This window comes from Victivallis lenta, assembly GCF_009695545.1.
GTDB lineage: Bacteria > Verrucomicrobiota > Lentisphaeria > Victivallales > Victivallaceae > Victivallis > Victivallis lenta.
In genome coordinates, this window is sequence record NZ_VUNS01000010.1 from 140,982 (window position 1) to 157,831 (window position 16,850).

Here is a 16,850-nt window from a genome sequence, read left to right on the forward strand (position 1 = left end):
GAGAAAAATGAAACAAATACTGCTTGTTCTGGCTGTTTTTTCGGCGTTGCTCTCTTGCGCTGTCGAAGAAGTCGTATTCCAGGCAGACTTCAATCGCAAGGACGCGGTGTCAAAATGGAGCAAAAATCCGGATATGACTTGGCAGTCCGATGGCGGAATCAATAATTCCGGCTGTTTGAAATTCCATAGTACGGATCCAAATGGAAATCATTTGACCTATATACCGCTTGATATTAACAAACTTCGAGGACGTGGCGTAGTGGTCGAAGGCTGGATGAAAGCAGATCAGGTCAAGGAATCATCACGCAGCTACCTGGGGCCCAAGTTGATGCTTTCCGTCACCCATGACGGAACGACTTCCTATCCTGATCAGACCAAGAAATACGGGACCTACAACTGGGAGAAGTTCTCACGCTACTGGCATGTTCCGGCCACGGCAACGAAGGCGTATCTGAATCTTGGTCTGCAGGGGACGACCGGCACTGTCTGGATTGATGAGGTACGGGTGCTTCTCACTCCGGCTTTGAAGGTTCCGGCACGACTTGAAAAACAGTTGCCACGGCAGAAGCGGACGCAATATCGCGGTGTCATGTCCGGCAATGATCTTTCCGAAGAAGCGATCCGGGAGTTGAAAGAAGTCTGGAATGCGAATCTGATCCGCTTCCAGATCGGCCTGAACAACGGATTGGATCACACGACTGAAGCAGGATTCCGAAAAATTGTCGAAAACAAACTCGTTGAATTGGAAAAACTCATTCCGCTTGCCCGCAAATACGGGATCAAGATTCTGATTGACATGCACGTCGGTCCCGGAACCAGTACAGATGTACTGTTGCGTAATCAGTTGAGCTGGGAACCGAAAGATCAGCAGCTTCTCGTCGACATCTGGCGGGAAATTGCGGCAAAATATGGCAAAGAGCCGGTCATCTGGGGGTACGATCTGCTGAATGAACCACGAGATGAAAATTACGTCTACAAAACCGACGGCGGCCTCGACTGGAATCGACTTGCAGCCAGAATTGCAGCAGCAATCCGTGAAGTAGATCCCGAGACTCCCATTATTGTCGAATCGACCGACTGGGGTGGACCGGAAGGATTCCGGACGCTGGTGCCGATCAACCAGCCGAATATGATTTACAGCTTCCACTTCTACTATCCGAACACGTTCACGCATCAGGGAGTGGTGGGCAAACCGGATGGCGTTCTGTATCCCGGTCACATTGCCGGAGAGGAGTGGAACCGGGAGAAGCTCAAACAAATCATGCAGCCGGTTATCGACTTCCAGAACAAATATAATGTACCGATCTATGTTGGCGAATTTGGTGTCGCTCGCTGGGCGCCGAATGCGGAAAAGTGGCTTGAAGACGTTATTTCGATTTTTGAAGAAAACGGCTGGGATTGGACTTATCATGCTTATCGCGAATACAATGGTTGGGACGCTGAAATTGGTTCTGACAAAAATGACAGAACGCGAATCGGAGATACGCCCCGCAGGCGCGTGTTGTTAAAATACATGCGGCAAAACGAAAAATAAAAAACGAAAGTCGTTTTGTATTATGTGATAACAAGAAGGAAGCATGCTTGGAACGTAGCTGTTACTGGTTTGAGCCGCTCTATTTGCGGCGGGTGTTGGAGCCGGAGAATTTGGAAAGGTGCTGATTATCGGGAACAGCATGAAGATCGCGGAAGCGACCTTCATGCTGCGATCGAAAAAACGCTCCGGGAAAAGGCGGCAAGATAAAAAAACGGATTATCCATGGTAAAAGTATTTTATGGGTTATCAATGCGAAAATTCTGGTGCATCCTGCTGATGGCACAGATGCTTTCTGTTGGGGCAGAGACACTGCGCGTCATGCAATTGAATGTTTGGAACAGCGGCTACGGTGTACCCGGCGCTCGCGTAATGATTGGCGATGAGATCAAAAAACATCGCCCCGACATCGTTTTTCTCTGTGAATGCGTGAAAGATCGGATTGTTGACGATCTGCTCGCACAACTGAAAAGTGCAGACCTTCAATATTACGGCAGCCGCCTCGATGGGGCCAATCAGGTGATCTCACGCTTTCCAATTGTTCAGGAGGCATTGCTTCCATCCGCGTACAAAGCCGTGCTGAATCCTGACAATGGACAAAAAATCGTCGCTTACAGTGTTCATCTGAATTACCGCAACTACGCCTGTTATCTGCCGCGAGGATACAGCGGCGAAACTTGGAAAAAGTTGTTCGAACCGGTGACCGATCTGGAAAAAATTGTTGCGATGAATCTTGCTTCTGGTCGTCCGGAGGCGATCCGGGCGATTACAGCCGATGCCCGGGCACACATTGCGGCTGGAGACATAGTTGTTCTGGGAGGGGATTTTAATGAACCCTCTTGGCGGGATTGGGGAGAGGAAACGAAGAACTTATATGACCACAATGGAACTGTAATCTCCTGGCATTCGACCGCTTTATTGGAAAAAAACGGTTTTCGTGATTCCTACCGGGAATTATATCCCAATCCCGTAACACACCCGGGATTTACCTATCCTTGTGACAACTCTGCGGTCAGTGCAGGCCGGCTTTCCTGGGCTCCGGAGGCAGATGAGCGCGATCGGATCGACTTTATTTTCTACCATCCCGGGAAGCTGAAGCTTGAACGTGTAATTCTGCTTGGGCCACAGGGAATGATCAAACATGGGGAACGGGACCTTACTCCAACCGCCGATCCGGTCTCAAGCCCGAAAGACGGGAGATGGTCCTCCGATCATCGCGGAAACCTCGCCGATTTTGTATATTCGGAAGCAGTGGTTGAATAATGGGAAAAACGATATGAATGAGTTCTGCAGCCGGGTACGAAAAAATACCGGAAATGACAACACGTTACTGTTTGGTCTGATCGCCGATACCCACTTCGAAGAGAAGAACAACTTGGCCGAATATGGTGCGAATGCACTTGCGCATATGCATGCTTTTGCTGCGGCTGGGAAATCATGCAACGCACGGTTTCTGCTTCACGTCGGTGATATGAGCAATGGCAATCGCCCTAAAGTACAGAGTCGCCGCGAAGCTGCTCTGAGTGCGGAAGCATTGCGCAGTTCGGGGCTCCCGGTACTGTTCGTGATCGGCAATCACGATGACAATACCTATTTCTGTCGAGACAATGCTCCGGATGGCAGTGAAGCAATTTCCGGTCCGGAATGGCAAAATCTTGTTCAACCGGACGGGTTGCCGGCAGGAGCAATTGCTGCTCCGGAAGTCAGCAATTGCTATTATCTGGATTTTCCGGATCAGAAAGTACGATTGTTGATTCTGAACGCCATTGATCTTCCACTCGAAACAGGTCCGAACGGAAAACTTAAATATTACAGCATCAACCACCATGGTTTTTCCGAGGCTCAACTTGAGTTCATTGTCCATAAAGCACTTAACTTTTCGAATGTGCCGGATTCTGAACAGTGGGGCATATTGGCGGTCAGCCATATGGCGCTTGGTTTCGTTTTAAACGGGCCGGCATTGATGAAGATTTTTCACGCATTTCAAACGGGAGGACGCTGTCGGACTGGAGCTGAGGACGTTTTGCCGGAAGCCTTTCTATTTGATCCGAATGATCTGATCCATGAAATTGAGGCGGATTTTTCTCGCCAGGGACCTCGAGAACTAATCGCACTGCTCTGCGGGCATGAACATATTGATGCTGTTCATTCTGATCACGGCTATCCCGAAGTATCGTTCCTCTCCTCACTCTGTTACCGGAACAGTCCTGAAGCACCGGAACGGCGTTTCGGCACAGCCGGCGAACAGGCTTGGAGTATGGTTGCACTCAATCGTACGGCCCGGCGTCTTAATGTGTTCCGCTATGGGGCCGGAAACGATTTTTCGGTCCCGTATTGAACCAGCTTACACGAAACCGAATATACCGGAATTTATGAAACATGGGATCATAAATTTAAATTTCTCAACACAAGAAGAAAGACGAATATGAAAATAACTGGAACTTTTCTCGATGAAATTTCATACGATATCCCGCATCAGAATTGGGGCAGGAAAGAGTGGGAGGCTGATTTTCAGCGGATGCATTCGATTGGAATCGACACGGTAATTCTGATCCGCTGCGGTCTTCGCAGATGGATGACTTATCCATCGCAAGTGCTGGCCCGTGAGTGCCTGGGGTATTTGCCGCCTTTGGATCTGGTGGATCTTTTCCTGGAACTGGCGGAACGTTACGGGATGAAGTTTTTCATGGGAACGTACGATTCCGGATATTACTGGAAAAATGGCGACCCGTTCCGGGAACAGGAAATCAATCGCGCCGTCATCAATGAAGTTTGGGAGAAATACGGACACCGCAAAGCGTTTCAAGGCTGGTATCTGACCCAGGAAATCAGCCGAAAAATGTGTGGAACCGTTGACATTTATGCGCAGATCGGCAGACTGTGCAAGGAACTCTCCGGCAATTTGCCGGTGATGATCTCTCCTTACGTTGACGGAATGAAATCGATCAGTGCTTTCAACAGCGATATTATCCGCAAGGATAGAAGCATTTCGGTTGAAGAACATGCCAGAGAGTGGAACGATATTCTTTCCGGAATTCAGGATGCGGTTGATATTCTTGCATTTCAGGATGGATATTGCGATTTTTCCGAGTTGAAAGATTTTCTGAGTGCCAATCGGGAGCTGGCTGATCTTCACGGGATGCAATGTTGGACCAATTGTGAATCCTTCGATCGTGACATGCCGATCAAATTCCTGCCGATCAAATGGGAGAAAATGTTGCTGAAGTTAAAGGCCGCTCAAGCTGCCGGAATTGCAAAAGCCATTACTTTTGAATTCTCGCACTTTATGAGTCCGAATTCATGTTACCAGGCTGCCCGGCATTTATTCAACCGCTACTGTGAACACTTCAATTTGCAGGAATGATCCCGGTGAATTTTTGAATTTCGCGTTGTTGCGAAAGAGAATTGAACGCCTGAATTTGCCGGACGCATCTGTCGTCCGGCAGATTTGGGCGTACTTTCGCACGATACTGCTGCATCTCAAAATACACCGGAAAATCTGTACTTTATTTCTGTTGTTCAGAACCTATCGCTACTCCACGAATATCAAATGACAGAAATAACCGAAAGACCGGCCAAACGGCTTTTTATAATTGATTTTCCCATTCACCGACAGTTTGCGCAAATCATCCTTTACGCCGTACACAAACTATTTAACATACAGTAGAAACCGTAATACATTTCCAGTTGCTGTAAAAAACTGCGGAAGAGAATCTCTCAAAGTAAACTCCTTTTCTTTTGAAGTTCCCGGATGATGCGGTCGAGGGTGACGGGACCGGTCATTCCTTTTCCCCAGATGCGTTTGGCGTTTTCGATCTGCGCCGGATCTTTCAGCGATTTCAGGTAGGTGATTGCTTCTGCGGCGCCTTCCGGGTCGTTTGCCTTGCAGAGCGAGGCGAGCAGCAGCGGGTAGAGCACGCTGCGCTTCAGGTCGGGATTGTTGCGTTCCCGGCGCAGAAGGGCTTTGATCTCCGGCGCATAGGCGGCGGGCCTGGTTTTCAGGCACCATTCGGCAACCCGGCAGAGGAGGCGGAAATTCCCCGAATACGGCGTTTCCCGCAACAGCTTTTTCAGTTCCGGGCTCCCGTCTGCGGCCGGTTTTCCGGCATAGAGCGGGATGAGGTGCGAAAGCTGTTCCGGAGCAGGTTCCCGGAAGGCGGAAAGCATCCGGTTCCGGTAATCCGCGTTGTCGGCCATATACTCCGAATACCGCAGCGCCGTTTCCTGTTTATCGGGTTGGCTGCTCCACCTCAGGATCAATGTTTCAAAAGCCGGGCGATTGCGTTCCGCGAAGGCTTCGGCGGTCCTGCTGCCGAGCAGCGGATCGGCCAGCAGTTCCGCCGCGAACTCCTCGTGCGGCAGGAAATTCGCCTGGAACAACCGCTGCTGGAGCAACCGGCGCGGCATGACTCCGAGCCGTTCCTCAAGCAGCAGTTTCCGCCATCCCTCGCGCTCTCCGGCAGTTAACGGATAGGAGAATTCTCCAACGGCGTCAAGCCGTTTCAGCAAGCTGACCGCTTCCGCCGGAGGCGGCAGGGTGCGCAAACGCTCCCGGAGCCAGGCGGCCTCCTCCCGCGCCGGGAGGCGGCGAAATTTCTCCACGGTTTCCGGGGAGATTCCCGACAGCGGACGGCCGCCCGGAACCGGAAACAGATAGCGTCCGGGAGTACGCATTTCAGCCTGACAGCCGTTTCCCGCCGGCGGAGCGCACGGCGTGCCGTCCAGTTCGGAAAACGACAGCTTCTTTCCCTGCTCGCCGGAGTCGGCGTACAGGAACTTCTCCGCCGCCAGCGCCGCGCTCCAGAAGTCGCCGGGAGCCCCCGGCCTGCGCACGGCATCGATTTTTCCATCCTTCAGGAAGATGCGGTCGAGCCGGTTGCGGAAAACCCAGCGCCCATCCTCCGTCTTGCTCGAGACCAGCACATCGACCCGGACCAATCCGTTCCGCTCCGGGAATTCAAATTTCGGCACGACCTCATAGATCCCCGGATTCTGCCGCCGTTCGTCGGCGTACAGGAGCCGGACTTCGGCGGGAATCTCCAGTGCGTTTGCCGCCGCAGCCGCCAGAATCGCGGCTATTGCAGAAGGCATCCATTTCATCATGTTACACTCCTTACGAGCTGTTAATAGGAAAAGAATTCGTAATACTCGAAACTGCGGCTTCCCGTCACCGGGCGGACGGTCACTCTGAGGCGCACGCCCGGATTTTCCGGCGACGAGGCGTCGGCCTGAATCGTATAGGCGCCGCTCTCGCGGGTCGAAAAGTTCATCTCCAGCTTTCCGGCAAGGCCGGGAGGCAGGCTTTCGGCAAGCGGCAGCCGTTTTTTGCGCCACAGATCCAGCGCATTCCGAAGCTGTTCCGATTCCTCAGCCGTCAGCGCGCACCGCTCGGCGATCACGGCGGCCGGAGTTGCGTAGAGGTTCGGCCGCCCGGTGAGAGCGCGCAGCTTTTCCGGCGGAATCAGGCGGATCGCGTCGAGCACGCCGTTTTCGGACGGCAAATAGAGCTTCCCGGCTCCCGGCAGCCACAGCAGCTCCTCGCGGAACTGCAGCGGGCGGTTGCGCGGCAGCACCGGGACGCCCGCACTGCGGTAGTGCTGCGACTCCATGCCGCCGGGCTTCGCGAGATCGTCGGAGTCGGCGTAATCTTCAAGCCGGGCGATCAACTCTTCGCGCGGTTCGTCCTTGGCCAGTTTCGGATTCGTGAGCTGCCGCGCCGGATTGCGCCCGGCGAGGTCAAGTCCGGCGACCGCGTCGAAAATCCGCACCGAAACCGTCCGTTCGCCCGCCGTGACGGTGTGTTCCGTCCCGTCGGCGAGAAAACGCTCTGCGGTCCCGTCGGTTTCCGCCCCGAGCCTGCGGTCGGCGTTCTTCGCGCGGTCGGCCAGCAGCAGACACAGCGTCCGGTTGGCGGCGCTTTCCGCTTCGAGCGCGGAACGCTGCAAGGAAGCAAAGGTATCGGTTTCCGCCGCCGAATACTGGCTGATCGCGACGGCGGAGGCGACCAGAACGCCGACCGAAGCGATCAGCGCCATGACCGTGACCAGCGCGACGCCGCGTTCCCTTCGTTTCCTACCGCCTGCCATAGGTTTCCTCCCGGAATTTGCCGTAACTTGAAACCGCGGAATTTCCGGCGGTCCGGCGCAGGAAACTGACCTTTCTCCCATTTTCAAACTCCACATCCATGCGGATCGCGGCGGGAATCGTTTCGGCCGCCTCCGCATCGAATTCCGGCTGCCATGCGATTTCGCCGTTTTCGCGGAACGCATAGGAGAACGCGAGGCGCCGCACCCCGGAGGCGATCACCTCGCGCCGGCACTCTCCGTCATGGTCGGCGATGATCGGATAACGGCGGTAACGCGCAACCAGCTCCGACTCCTCCCGGCTGAGTTCGAGGAAACGCAGCCCGCCCTCCGCCGGGTCGTTCACCCGGTGCAGATATGCGAGGCGCAGAAAGGCCGGCTTGCCGCGGAACAGCTGCACATTCCGGTTGTTTTCGTCCGGCCAGTGGAACGGAATCGCGTTGCGGAACGCCGTGTCGGCGATCCGGTCGAGCCGCTGCAGCGTCTCCAGCTCCGCCGAACTCTCCCGGACCACACTCCACCCCTGCTGGCTCGAAAAGAGGATTGAACCGGCCAGCGTCGCGATCACCGAAAAAATCGCCAGCGCCAGAACGATCTCAAGCAGGGTGAAAGTTCGCTTAACGGCCATCGGAACGCTCCTTTACCCAGCAGTCAAGCCGCAGCGAATCAAGTACTTCCCCCTCCCGGGACGCTTCGACGACCAGTGTGCGCAGCCGCTTCTGCCCGAACCGGGTTTCCGTATCGGCCGGAAGGCGCGGATCTTCATAACGGTAAGCGATTTCAAATTCGCCGGAGAACAGCGTCTCATTCAGCCCCGCTTCCGGTCCGTGCAGCAGCAGATATTCGGCGGCGGAGGTCAGGTCGTGCGTCAGCTCCCAGGTTTCGGCATTGCGCGCCGCGCGGTTCGCCGCAATCGACAACTGCCAGAGCAGTCCCGCGATGCCGAGCGTCAGGATCACCAGCGCCACAAGCACCTCAAGCAGAGTGAACTTATTCCGTTTCATCGATCACGATGCTCCCGGTCAGGGGGGAAATCCGCAACGTCGCCGTTTCGCCGTCGCGCTCGAAAGCGAGCGCGGTCTCCGCCGCGCCGCCGTCCGGGAAGAAGCGCAGCACAACGCCCGGCTCCTGAAGTTCCTCGCCGTTGCGCAGAATGCGAAGTTCCTGCGGATACGTGACTTGCTCCTTCCCGAAAAACAGCCTCCGCCTCGCCGGATCGAACTCGACGGCGCACGTCTTGCCGGTCGCGGCCGCCTGCCGGCGGCAGAGCGCCGCGATGCGCCGGAGCTGTTCGGCCTTCTGATACGGCCCGCCGTCGAGCAGCTCGACGCTGAGCCGCGCGGTTCCGACCGCCAGCACGACCAGCAGAATTGCGGTGACGGTGACCAGCTCGACAAGCGTGTAGCGATTGCGGCGCAACGGGTTATTCCTCCTCGACGACGGTCCAGTTGCCGATGTCGGCGTCCTCGTCCTCGCCGCCGGGCTGGCCGTCCGCGCCGTAACTGATGATGTCGAATTCGCCGTGGTCGCCCGGCTTTTTGTAGATGTAGTCGTTACCCCACGGGTCCTGCGGAATCACGCCGCCTTTCAGGTACGGCCCCTTCCAGCGCTTGCTGCCGGAGTTGTTCTTCACCAGATCCTCCAGCGAAGCCGGGAGCTTTTTCATATGGACGCGGTAGTCGAAAATGCACTGCTCGAAAATGCCGATCTGCATCTTCGCGGCGCCGGCGCGCGAGCTTTTCACATAGTTGAAGTACATCGGCGTCGCGACCGCCGCCAGCGTCGCGATGATCACGATCACGACGACCATTTCAATCATGGTGAAACATTTGGAATTCATAGAGATACCTCCTTTATTTGATGACATTCATATCCATGATCGCAAGAAAGATCGAAAGCACCACGAGCAGCACGACCCCGGCCAGCACAAGGATGATTCCGGGTTCGAGGAAGGCGAGCAGCCGCTTGACCCGCACCCGGATATCCTCCTCCGACTCCTCGGCGATGCGTTCAAGCATTTCGCCGATCTCGCCGGATTCCTCGGCGATCTTCAGCATCGCGATGCTCCCCTGCGGCATATACGGGCTCGCGCCGAGAATGGCCGACAGCCGGCTGCCGCCGCGCAGGCGGTCCTCCACCGCCGCGAAACTGTCGCGGATCAGGTCGTTTTCGATCACCTTGCGTGAAATGCGCACCGCCGGGAGCAATTGCACGTGGTTTTTGACCATGATCGAGAGCGTGCGCAGGAAACGACCGGTCTGGATAGCCGTGATGATTCCGCCGAGCAGCGGCAACCGCAGCAGCAGCCGATCCTTCGCGGTTTTCAGCCGCCCCGGCCGCCGGCTTTTCCGGTACAGGAGCACAAGCCCGAAAATCAGCAGCGGCCAGATCCACCAGACCGACTGCATGAAGTTGCCGACTCCGAGCATCGTGCGGGTCAGGAACGGCATTTCACGCCCGAGTTCCTCGAAAATTTTCGCAAAGCGCGGAATGAACACCGTGAAAAGCAGCACGATCACCAGCAGCGTCACCGAAACAACGATCGACGGATAGATGGAACTGGTAAGCACAAATTCGCGGAACTCCTTGCTCTCTTTCAGGAAACGGCGCAGCTCGCGCGTGACCTCCGGCAGGCAGCCGGACTCCTCGCCGGTTTCGATCAGTCCCGAAAAGAGCGGCGGGAAACACTCCGGCATCTCGCGCGTGAGCTGCGAAAACTTTTTGCCTTCGTGAAGGCCGCGCCGCAGCCGCTGCACGACATTGCGCTCCTCCTCGCGGCCGCCTTCCTCCAGCACCGCGAGGCCGTGTTCCAGCGGAATCCCCGCCGCCAGCAGCGGGGAAAGGCGGCTCGTAAATATGTAGACGTCGAAGCGCGGTGTGCGCCGCAGCCGGAAACGCCCGGCTTTCCCTGCCGACTCCCCGAGGGCGCGGACCACGATCAGCCCCTGCCGCCGCAGCCGGCGGCGCGCCGCGGCATCGTCGGCGGCATCGACCGCGACCTCTTTCCGGGCTCCCCCGGCGGTCAGGACGGCATAACGCAGTTTCGGCATCGCGCTACACCCCCGCCGCGATGCGGAGTAGTTCCGCCTCGGTTGTAATTCCCTGTTCCACCTTGCTTTGTCCGTCCTCCAGCAGCGGGATCATGCCGTTGCGGCGCGCGATCTCGTTGATTTCGCCGCTCGGACGCTTCGCGACGATCGCGCCGCGCAGCTCGTCGTCGATCCGCAGCAGTTCGTAGATGCCGGTCCGTCCCCGGTAGCCGCTGCCGCCGCAGTTGCGGCAGCGCCCGGCCGGCCCGCTTCCGGCGCCGCGGCAGTGCGGGCAGACCTGCCGCACCAGCCGCTGCGAAAGCACGCCGAAGAGCGCCGAAGCGACAAGGAATCCCTCAACGCCCATATCCGACAGCCGCGTGATCGCGCCGACCGCGTCGTTCGTGTGCAGCGTCGAAAGCACGAGGTGCCCGGTCAGCGCCGCATTGATCGCGATATCGGCGGTTTCACGGTCGCGGATCTCGCCGACCAGGATCACATCCGGGTCCTGCCGCACGATGTGGCGCAGCCCGGAAGCGAACGAGAGCCCGATCTTCGGATTCACCTGCATCTGGCTCAGGCCGGGAAGCTGGTATTCGACCGGGTCTTCGACCGTGATGATCTTGCGTTTGCGGTCGTTCAGCTGCTGCATCACGCTGTAAAGCGTGGTGGTCTTGCCGGAACCGGTCGGCCCGACCACGAGGAGGATGCCGTGCGGAATCGAAATCAGTTCCTCGAACTTTCCGAGCAGCGTTTCGTTCATGCCGAGCTCGCGCAGGTCGAACTTCATCGCATCCTTGCGCAGCAGGCGCATCACGATGCTCTCGCCGTTCATGATCGGAATCGTGCTGATGCGGATGTCGATCTCGCGGCGGCCGATCTGGAAATTCGTGCGCCCGTCCTGCGGCAGACGGCTTTCGGCGATGTTCAGCGCGCCGATCAGCTTGATGCGCGACGCGATCGCGGGGTAGTCCGACAGCGGCAGACTCAGGTACTCATGCAGCACGCCGTCGATGCGGAAACGGATCACCAGCTGCGTCTCCTCCGGCTCCACATGGATGTCGCTCGCATTGCGTTCGAGCGCCTGCGACAGCATTTCGTTCACGAGCCGGACGATCTTCGCTTCCCCGGCCAGCTGCCGGAGCTTGTGTTCGTCGTCGCCGGAAAAGTGCCGCCCCTCTTCCTCCTCCGCCTCCTGATAGACCTTCGCGGTCATCCGCTCGATCAGGCTGCGGCGGGCGAGCTTGAAGGTGACCTGCCGGCCGAAAAATGCGTTGAGCTCATACGCCTGACGCTCCCACTCGTAGGGCGATGCGGCAAGCAGCTCGAACGTTTCATCGTCCCAGCGGTACGGCAGAAGCTCCTGATTGACAAGGTATTCCTCGCTGATGCCGTCGAACCGCTCCGGCTGCCGGAAGTTCTCTTCGTCGAACGGCTCCACGCCCAGAACTCTGCTGTAGATCGCCAGCAGGTCGTTTTCGCTGACCGCGCCGCGTTCCGCGAGCGTCCGGTCGGCATCGGCGGGGGCCATGCCCTCCGCCAACAGTTCGCCGTACTCCGGACAGCGTTCCTGAATGGCCCGTTTCAGTTCCTCTATTCGATGAACCATGACTCCACCAGCCCCTTGTTCTGATCGATCTTGCGCTTCCGCTGCCCGGCGGGAGTCTGAAAATCGATCAGCGCATCGACCGCCTGTTCATACCGCTTGACGAGTTCCTCGAGGTGAGAATCCTCGCTGACGATATAACCGGTGATCAGGATCATCATTTCGGTGCGGTCGGTCGAGATGTCGGTGTCGCCGAACAGTCTGCGCAGGAACGGGATTCCTCCGAGACCCGGCAGCGTCGAGAGGTTGTCGGTGCTTTTCTCCCTGATGATGCCGCCGCAGATGATGGTCTGCCCGTCGCGCAGCGACATCGCGGTTTCGATGATCTGCTCCTTGATCACCGGCGAATCGATGTCGGAAACCGTATTCGAATCCGCCTCCGAAACCGTCTGCGCGAGCTTGATCGCGATCCGGCCGCCGCGCGTGACTTTCGGCGTGATTTTCAGGATCACGCCCGTGTCCTGATACTGGATGTTGCGGACGAGGTTCGTCGAGGCGTCGGTGTTGTTCGTAATGATCGACTGCGTATTCGTGATCTCCGAATTCACGATCGGCACCTTGCTGCCGACGCTGATCTTCGCTTCGTTGTTCGATGCGATCAGCACCTGCGGACTCGAAATGACCTTCACGTTGGTCTTGCCGGCCAGCGCGTTGATGTAACCGAATTTCTGATTCGGGTTCTTCGGATTGTAAACCCAGAACTTCCCGCCGCTCTGGGAGTCCTGGCCGCTGCCGGGCGCGAGTCCGGAGAAATTCGTGCCGCCCTGCGTCGTGACGTTCCCGGTACCGCCCTTCATCATGAACTCCACGCCGAACTTGACCGAATCGTTCAGCGAAACATCCACCACCAGCACCTGAAACAGCACCTGCGGCGGAATCGTGTCGATCTTGCCGAGCAGCGCCTTGATCATCGTATAGGTGCGCGGCTTCGTGCGGATGATGAGCCGGTTGTTCACCGCATCCGCGAACACCTTGACCGGAACCTCGAAGAGATTGGCCGGCCCCTCTTCTTTGGAGCCGGTTTTCGCGGCGGATTTCACGGAGCCGGACTGCGTCGTCGTTTGGGAAGTCGAGGCGGAAGCGGAGGACGAAAAGAGTTCGCCGCTCCCGCTTGACGATGAACCGCCCGAACTGCCGGTCGAAGCCGTCAGCGTTTCCCCCTCGACCGGAAACATCACCGCCAGCGCCTTGACCAGCTCCTCGGCGTTGCCGTTCAGGATGTTGTAGATGAACATCCGCTCCTGGTCGCCCGTCTCCGACTGGTCGAGGATGTTGATCCAGCGGCCCAGCTCTTCGAGCGCCTCATAGTTCGCGGCCGAGGCGACGATGATCTGCAGCCGCTCCACGGTCGTAAGCTGAATCTCCTCCGGGCGCGGCTTGTCGCTGTTCAGCGCGACCGGGAAACCGAGCACCGGCAGCACGTCAGCCGCCTCTTTCGCCAGACGCGAAGCATCGATGTTCCGGCACGGAATCACCATCTTCGCCCACCCCTGCCGCAGCGGACGGTCGAGCTGCGCGACGATCTGCCGCACCTTGCGCAGATTCTCCTTCGTATCGACCACCAGCAGCAGATTGCGCTCCTCAAGCTCCACCGGCTTCAACCCCGGCGAAAGGAACTGCCCGATCTGCGAAGCGGTCTCCTTGGCCCCGATGTTCTTCAGCCGGAACAGCGCGACTTCCGCATCGGAACTCACGCCATCCCCCGCCGCTGCCTGCGCGATCGCCTCCACCGGGCGGAAATGGATCATGTTGTCCTGCCTTGTCAGGTAGATGTTCGACGTCTGCATCACCTGCCGGAACAGTTCCCAGAGCTGCCGGCGCGTCAGCTCGTCCTTCAAAGAGAGCGTCACCGTGCCGTTCAGTTTGCCGTCGAGCAGGTAGTTGAACTTCAGCAGTTCCGCAAAGACCGGAATGACGTCTGCAACCGCCGCGCCGTTGAAGTCGAATTCCGCCTTGATTTTCTCCCGGCCGTCGAAACGCTCCTCCGGCGGCGTGACAGGAGGTTCCTCCGTTTTTTCACGCTCCGTGTAAATGGGATAGGGATTCTCCGGCTTTTTCCGGTCCGACAAGGCGGACGAATCTTCCGTCAGCAGTTCGTGTTCGATCGAACGCTGTTCCGAAATCGGCTTGCCGTCCGCGTTTCTGAACCACTCTTTCCGCCGTTTTTCAGCTTCCCGCTTCTCCCGCTCCTGTCTGGAAGGATCTTTCGGGGAAGTCGCGCATCCCCAGAACAACGGACCGATCAGCGCGTAGCACAGCAGCAGGCAAACTGCATTCCTGAATCTGCTCAAGGCTTTTTCTCCTGTTTCTTATGTAAAAGCAATACTGTCTTTTCACTTCCCCGCATCAGGACGGCTTGATCCTTTTCGATCTTCCGCACCACATAACCGCCGCCGACCGGATCACCTTCCCGGTAGAGCTGCTTCGGCTTGACCGGCTTTTTGCCGGCAGCCTGCGGTTGCTCCGCCCCTGTAATGATCACTCCACGCGCATCCCCGAATGAAAAAATCCCGGTCAACTCGAACTTCCCCGCCGCCGGAGGACGCGCCGAGGGTTTGGCCGCGGCTTTCTCCTGCTCCGCCGGAACCGCGGCCCCGCGCAGCGGATGAAACAGGTTGCCGCCGGACAGTTCCGCGGCGATGGGGCCGTGGCGTCCGACGCCGGCCGTGGCCGGAGAAGCCGGCAGTTCGAATGTTTCACCCGTGCGAGCGGGTTTGCCGGAGGCCAGTGCCAGCAGAGCGAACGCCAGCGCGAGCGCCAGCAGTCCGTCGGCGAGAAGGACGATCCAGCGGGTTTTCATTCCTCCTCCTCCGGTATATGCAGAAGGGCAAGCTGCCCGTCAAGCATGACTTTGGCGGGTGCATTCGTATTGTCGGGGCGTAAGGTCAGGTTCCTCCAGTAGAGACGCGGTTCATGGTTGTCGACACCGGCCAGAAACTCCTGCAAACCGGAAATCGAACACTCCGCGGAAAAGCTCAGGATGCAGACATTCCAGACCTCCGCCGCCGGCAGATGCTGGATCTCGCGCAGGGAACTGACCGTTGCTCCGGAAGCCGCCGCGATCCGTTCGACCGACTCGCGCAGCTTTTCGGCGGCAGCCTCCTTTTTTCCCGCCGCCGCTCCGGCGCGGATCGCCGCCAGCGGCCGGATTTCCGCCTCAAGCTGCCGGTTCTGTTCGCGCAGCTCGAGAATGTTTTTCCGCAGAACTTCGAGCCGACGGCATTCACTGCCGATCACTTCCGACGTGAACGGCAGTTCCCCGCCGGAGCCGAAGAGCAGCCAGCCTCCCGCAGCCAGCAGCGCCGCCGCCGGAATCAGCGGCCGGTATGGTTTCCAATTTTGCGGAAGCGCGTCCATCAGTGCTTGATCCTGAGTTTGACGAAGAAGGATACCGTATCGTTGTAACCGCGGCTTTTGCGGAGGTTCACGATGGCGTAATTTCCGTTTTCCCCGATCTGGTTGTAAAGTCCCGGTTCGTCCTTCGATGCGGAGAGCGTCAGGTCGGCGGAGTCGTAGTTCTGCGAATAACTGGTCACCCACATCGTTTTCGGCAGTTCGCCGGTCAGCCGGGTGAGTACCGGAGAAACCGGCGGCGTATTGAGCTTCGCGGCACGCAGCGCAGCAAGAAGCTCCCGGTCGGAAGAGAGCTCTCCGAACCGCCGCCGTTCACTGCGCAGCTCCTTCTCCCACAGGGAGCGAATCCGGGCAAGTTTCCTGCGTTCTCCGGCAAAATCGTCATAGCGGCGAAAGACGCTCACGCCGAGGAGCACGACCGTCAGCGCAAGCAGAGCGAAGTAGAGCTTTTTCAGGTTGCGGCAGCGAGCCGGCCGGTACTTTCCCGGCAGTGCTTCTCCCGGAATCGCCTGCAGAATGGTTTCCGGCGTATCGGCCAGCGCCGCCGGTATCAGCGCGTCGAATTTCAGCGACCGGGAGGCCGCGAATTCAAGCTGCCGGACGATCTCCTCCCGGTGCACGGCACACACACGATACAGGCCGTTGCCGCAATTCCGGTAAAACCAGCAGACCGATTCCGCCGGAACCGGCAGCCGCGCCGCCAGCTCACCGAACAGCACCTCGCGCTCCGCACTCCGCCTCAGCGAAGCCGGCAGGGAAATATCATAAACCACTGTTTTGGGGGAATGCGTCAGAAAGCAGAGAAAATCCGGTTCCTCCGGGCGAGTGCTGCCGGGCGCCTCCTGCTCCACCCATTCGTTCCTGACGCGGCGGTATTCCCGATACTGCAGAGCAGGATTATCCGCCGATCGCTCAAGAACACCCAGCCGCATAGAGATTTTATTCCTTATTTAAGAAGATGGTTTCTTTTTACAAGATAACACATAAGCATGAATCTTGCAATCTCAAGCTTGTATTTTTTTAGTTGAAATTGATGTTTTCATGTAATTTCAGTTCAGGCTCCTGCAGAGAATGGGGCATCCGGCGGTATTCGGGGCGTTTTTTGGGCGGCTGAATGCTCTTTTTTGTATTTGCAGTATTTTCTTAAAAAATCGCAAAATATTCGATATTGGATTTGCATTCCTGAAATTATGTGTTAAATGTTATAATCAATAATATTGATCTCAATTATTGATTCAGGAATGTCT

16 protein-coding genes are annotated in these 16,850 nt (G+C 57.5%); 4 read left to right on the top strand and 12 right to left on the bottom strand.

Translation table 11 applies throughout. The features are described from left to right. The first annotated feature begins 7 nt into the window (after nt 1–7). From FYJ85_RS10905 to FYJ85_RS10920, 4 genes are all read left to right on the top strand, one after another. The gene (locus FYJ85_RS10905) at nt 8–1,534 is read left to right on the top strand and encodes a glycoside hydrolase family 5 protein (protein ID WP_154418458.1); all 1,527 of its coding nucleotides are present in this window, start codon (nt 8–10) and stop codon (nt 1,532–1,534) included. A 222-nt stretch (nt 1,535–1,756) separates the two neighbouring features. Further along, a complete protein-coding gene (locus FYJ85_RS10910) occupies nt 1,757–2,794 on the top strand; it encodes an endonuclease/exonuclease/phosphatase family protein (protein WP_154418460.1) in 1,038 nt (345 codons plus the stop codon). A gap of 13 nt (nt 2,795–2,807) precedes the next feature. Further along, the gene (locus FYJ85_RS10915; protein WP_177995632.1) at nt 2,808–3,869 is read left to right on the top strand and encodes a metallophosphoesterase family protein; all 1,062 of its coding nucleotides are present in this window, start codon (nt 2,808–2,810) and stop codon (nt 3,867–3,869) included. Between the two features lie 87 nt (nt 3,870–3,956). Further along, nucleotides 3,957–4,895, top strand: a complete 939-nt coding sequence (locus FYJ85_RS10920) for a DUF4434 domain-containing protein (protein ID WP_106052179.1) — start codon at nt 3,957–3,959, stop codon at nt 4,893–4,895. Nucleotides 4,896–5,248: 353 nt separating this feature from the next. On the opposite strand, the gene FYJ85_RS10925 is transcribed toward FYJ85_RS10920, so the two are convergent. The 12 genes from FYJ85_RS10925 to FYJ85_RS10980 are packed head-to-tail and all read right to left on the bottom strand — an operon-like array spanning nt 5,249 to nt 16,535. Further along, nucleotides 5,249–6,634 carry a hypothetical protein gene (locus tag FYJ85_RS10925; protein WP_154418464.1) on the bottom strand — a complete coding sequence of 462 codons (1,386 nt, stop codon included), beginning with the start codon at nt 6,632–6,634 and terminating at the stop codon, nt 5,249–5,251. Between the two features lie 20 nt (nt 6,635–6,654). Beyond that, nucleotides 6,655–7,617: a type II secretion system protein GspK gene (locus FYJ85_RS10930; protein ID WP_206213116.1), complete on the bottom strand. Its 963-nt coding sequence runs from the start codon at nt 7,615–7,617 to the stop codon at nt 6,655–6,657. Beyond that, complete coding sequence (locus tag FYJ85_RS10935; protein WP_106052175.1) at nt 7,604–8,242, bottom strand: prepilin-type N-terminal cleavage/methylation domain-containing protein; 639 nt, start codon at nt 8,240–8,242, stop codon at nt 7,604–7,606. The genes FYJ85_RS10930 and FYJ85_RS10935 overlap by 14 nt, the downstream gene beginning before the upstream one ends. Then, entirely contained in the window at nt 8,232–8,618 is a 387-nt protein-coding gene (locus FYJ85_RS10940; RefSeq protein ID WP_154418468.1) for a type IV pilus modification PilV family protein, read from the bottom strand. Before FYJ85_RS10940 ends, FYJ85_RS10935 begins: the two co-directional genes overlap by 11 nt. Beyond that, a complete protein-coding gene (locus tag FYJ85_RS10945; protein ID WP_106052173.1) occupies nt 8,605–9,033 on the bottom strand; it encodes a hypothetical protein in 429 nt (142 codons plus the stop codon). The genes FYJ85_RS10940 and FYJ85_RS10945 overlap by 14 nt, the downstream gene beginning before the upstream one ends. Nucleotides 9,034–9,037: 4 nt before the next feature. Beyond that, nucleotides 9,038–9,454 (bottom strand): type II secretion system major pseudopilin GspG, encoded by a 417-nt coding sequence (gene gspG / locus FYJ85_RS10950; RefSeq protein WP_158703746.1) that lies wholly within the window; start codon nt 9,452–9,454, stop codon nt 9,038–9,040. A gap of 13 nt (nt 9,455–9,467) precedes the next feature. Further along, on the bottom strand, nt 9,468–10,664 hold the full coding sequence (locus FYJ85_RS10955; protein WP_154418470.1) for a type II secretion system F family protein: 1,197 nt from the start codon (nt 10,662–10,664) through the stop codon (nt 9,468–9,470). Nucleotides 10,665–10,668: 4 nt separating this feature from the next. Further along, nucleotides 10,669–12,252 carry a GspE/PulE family protein gene (locus FYJ85_RS10960; RefSeq protein WP_154418472.1) on the bottom strand — a complete coding sequence of 528 codons (1,584 nt, stop codon included), beginning with the start codon at nt 12,250–12,252 and terminating at the stop codon, nt 10,669–10,671. Next, a complete protein-coding gene (locus tag FYJ85_RS10965; protein ID WP_154418474.1) occupies nt 12,237–14,540 on the bottom strand; it encodes a secretin N-terminal domain-containing protein in 2,304 nt (767 codons plus the stop codon). The genes FYJ85_RS10960 and FYJ85_RS10965 overlap by 16 nt, the downstream gene beginning before the upstream one ends. Next, nucleotides 14,537–15,049: a hypothetical protein gene (locus tag FYJ85_RS10970; protein ID WP_154418476.1), complete on the bottom strand. Its 513-nt coding sequence runs from the start codon at nt 15,047–15,049 to the stop codon at nt 14,537–14,539. Before FYJ85_RS10970 ends, FYJ85_RS10965 begins: the two co-directional genes overlap by 4 nt. After that, the gene (locus FYJ85_RS10975) at nt 15,046–15,606 is read right to left on the bottom strand and encodes a GspMb/PilO family protein (RefSeq protein WP_154418478.1); all 561 of its coding nucleotides are present in this window, start codon (nt 15,604–15,606) and stop codon (nt 15,046–15,048) included. Before FYJ85_RS10975 ends, FYJ85_RS10970 begins: the two co-directional genes overlap by 4 nt. Further along, entirely contained in the window at nt 15,606–16,535 is a 930-nt protein-coding gene (locus FYJ85_RS10980) for a hypothetical protein (RefSeq protein ID WP_154418480.1), read from the bottom strand. The genes FYJ85_RS10975 and FYJ85_RS10980 overlap by 1 nt, the downstream gene beginning before the upstream one ends. Nucleotides 16,536–16,850 lie beyond the last annotated feature (315 nt).

Bases quoted from the DNA above. Each gene is read 5' to 3' on its own strand.
- FYJ85_RS10955 (WP_154418470.1), bottom strand. From the start codon at position 10,664: ATGCCGAAACTGCGTTATGCCGTCCTGACCGCCGGGGGAGCCCGGAAA.
- FYJ85_RS10960 (WP_154418472.1), bottom strand. From the start codon at position 12,252: ATGGTTCATCGAATAGAGGAACTGAAACGGGCCATTCAGGAACGCTGT.
- FYJ85_RS10930 (WP_206213116.1), bottom strand. From the start codon at position 7,617: ATGGCAGGCGGTAGGAAACGAAGGGAACGCGGCGTCGCGCTGGTCACG.
- FYJ85_RS10970 (WP_154418476.1), bottom strand. From the start codon at position 15,049: ATGAAAACCCGCTGGATCGTCCTTCTCGCCGACGGACTGCTGGCGCTC.
- FYJ85_RS10935 (WP_106052175.1), bottom strand. From the start codon at position 8,242: ATGGCCGTTAAGCGAACTTTCACCCTGCTTGAGATCGTTCTGGCGCTG.
- FYJ85_RS10975 (WP_154418478.1), bottom strand. From the start codon at position 15,606: ATGGACGCGCTTCCGCAAAATTGGAAACCATACCGGCCGCTGATTCCG.
- FYJ85_RS10915 (WP_177995632.1), top strand. From the start codon at position 2,808: ATGAATGAGTTCTGCAGCCGGGTACGAAAAAATACCGGAAATGACAAC.
- gspG (WP_158703746.1), bottom strand. From the start codon at position 9,454: ATGAATTCCAAATGTTTCACCATGATTGAAATGGTCGTCGTGATCGTG.
- FYJ85_RS10925 (WP_154418464.1), bottom strand. From the start codon at position 6,634: ATGATGAAATGGATGCCTTCTGCAATAGCCGCGATTCTGGCGGCTGCG.
- FYJ85_RS10940 (WP_154418468.1), bottom strand. From the start codon at position 8,618: ATGAAACGGAATAAGTTCACTCTGCTTGAGGTGCTTGTGGCGCTGGTG.
- FYJ85_RS10905 (WP_154418458.1), top strand. From the start codon at position 8: ATGAAACAAATACTGCTTGTTCTGGCTGTTTTTTCGGCGTTGCTCTCT.
- FYJ85_RS10980 (WP_154418480.1), bottom strand. From the start codon at position 16,535: ATGCGGCTGGGTGTTCTTGAGCGATCGGCGGATAATCCTGCTCTGCAG.
- FYJ85_RS10920 (WP_106052179.1), top strand. From the start codon at position 3,957: ATGAAAATAACTGGAACTTTTCTCGATGAAATTTCATACGATATCCCG.
- FYJ85_RS10910 (WP_154418460.1), top strand. From the start codon at position 1,757: ATGGTAAAAGTATTTTATGGGTTATCAATGCGAAAATTCTGGTGCATC.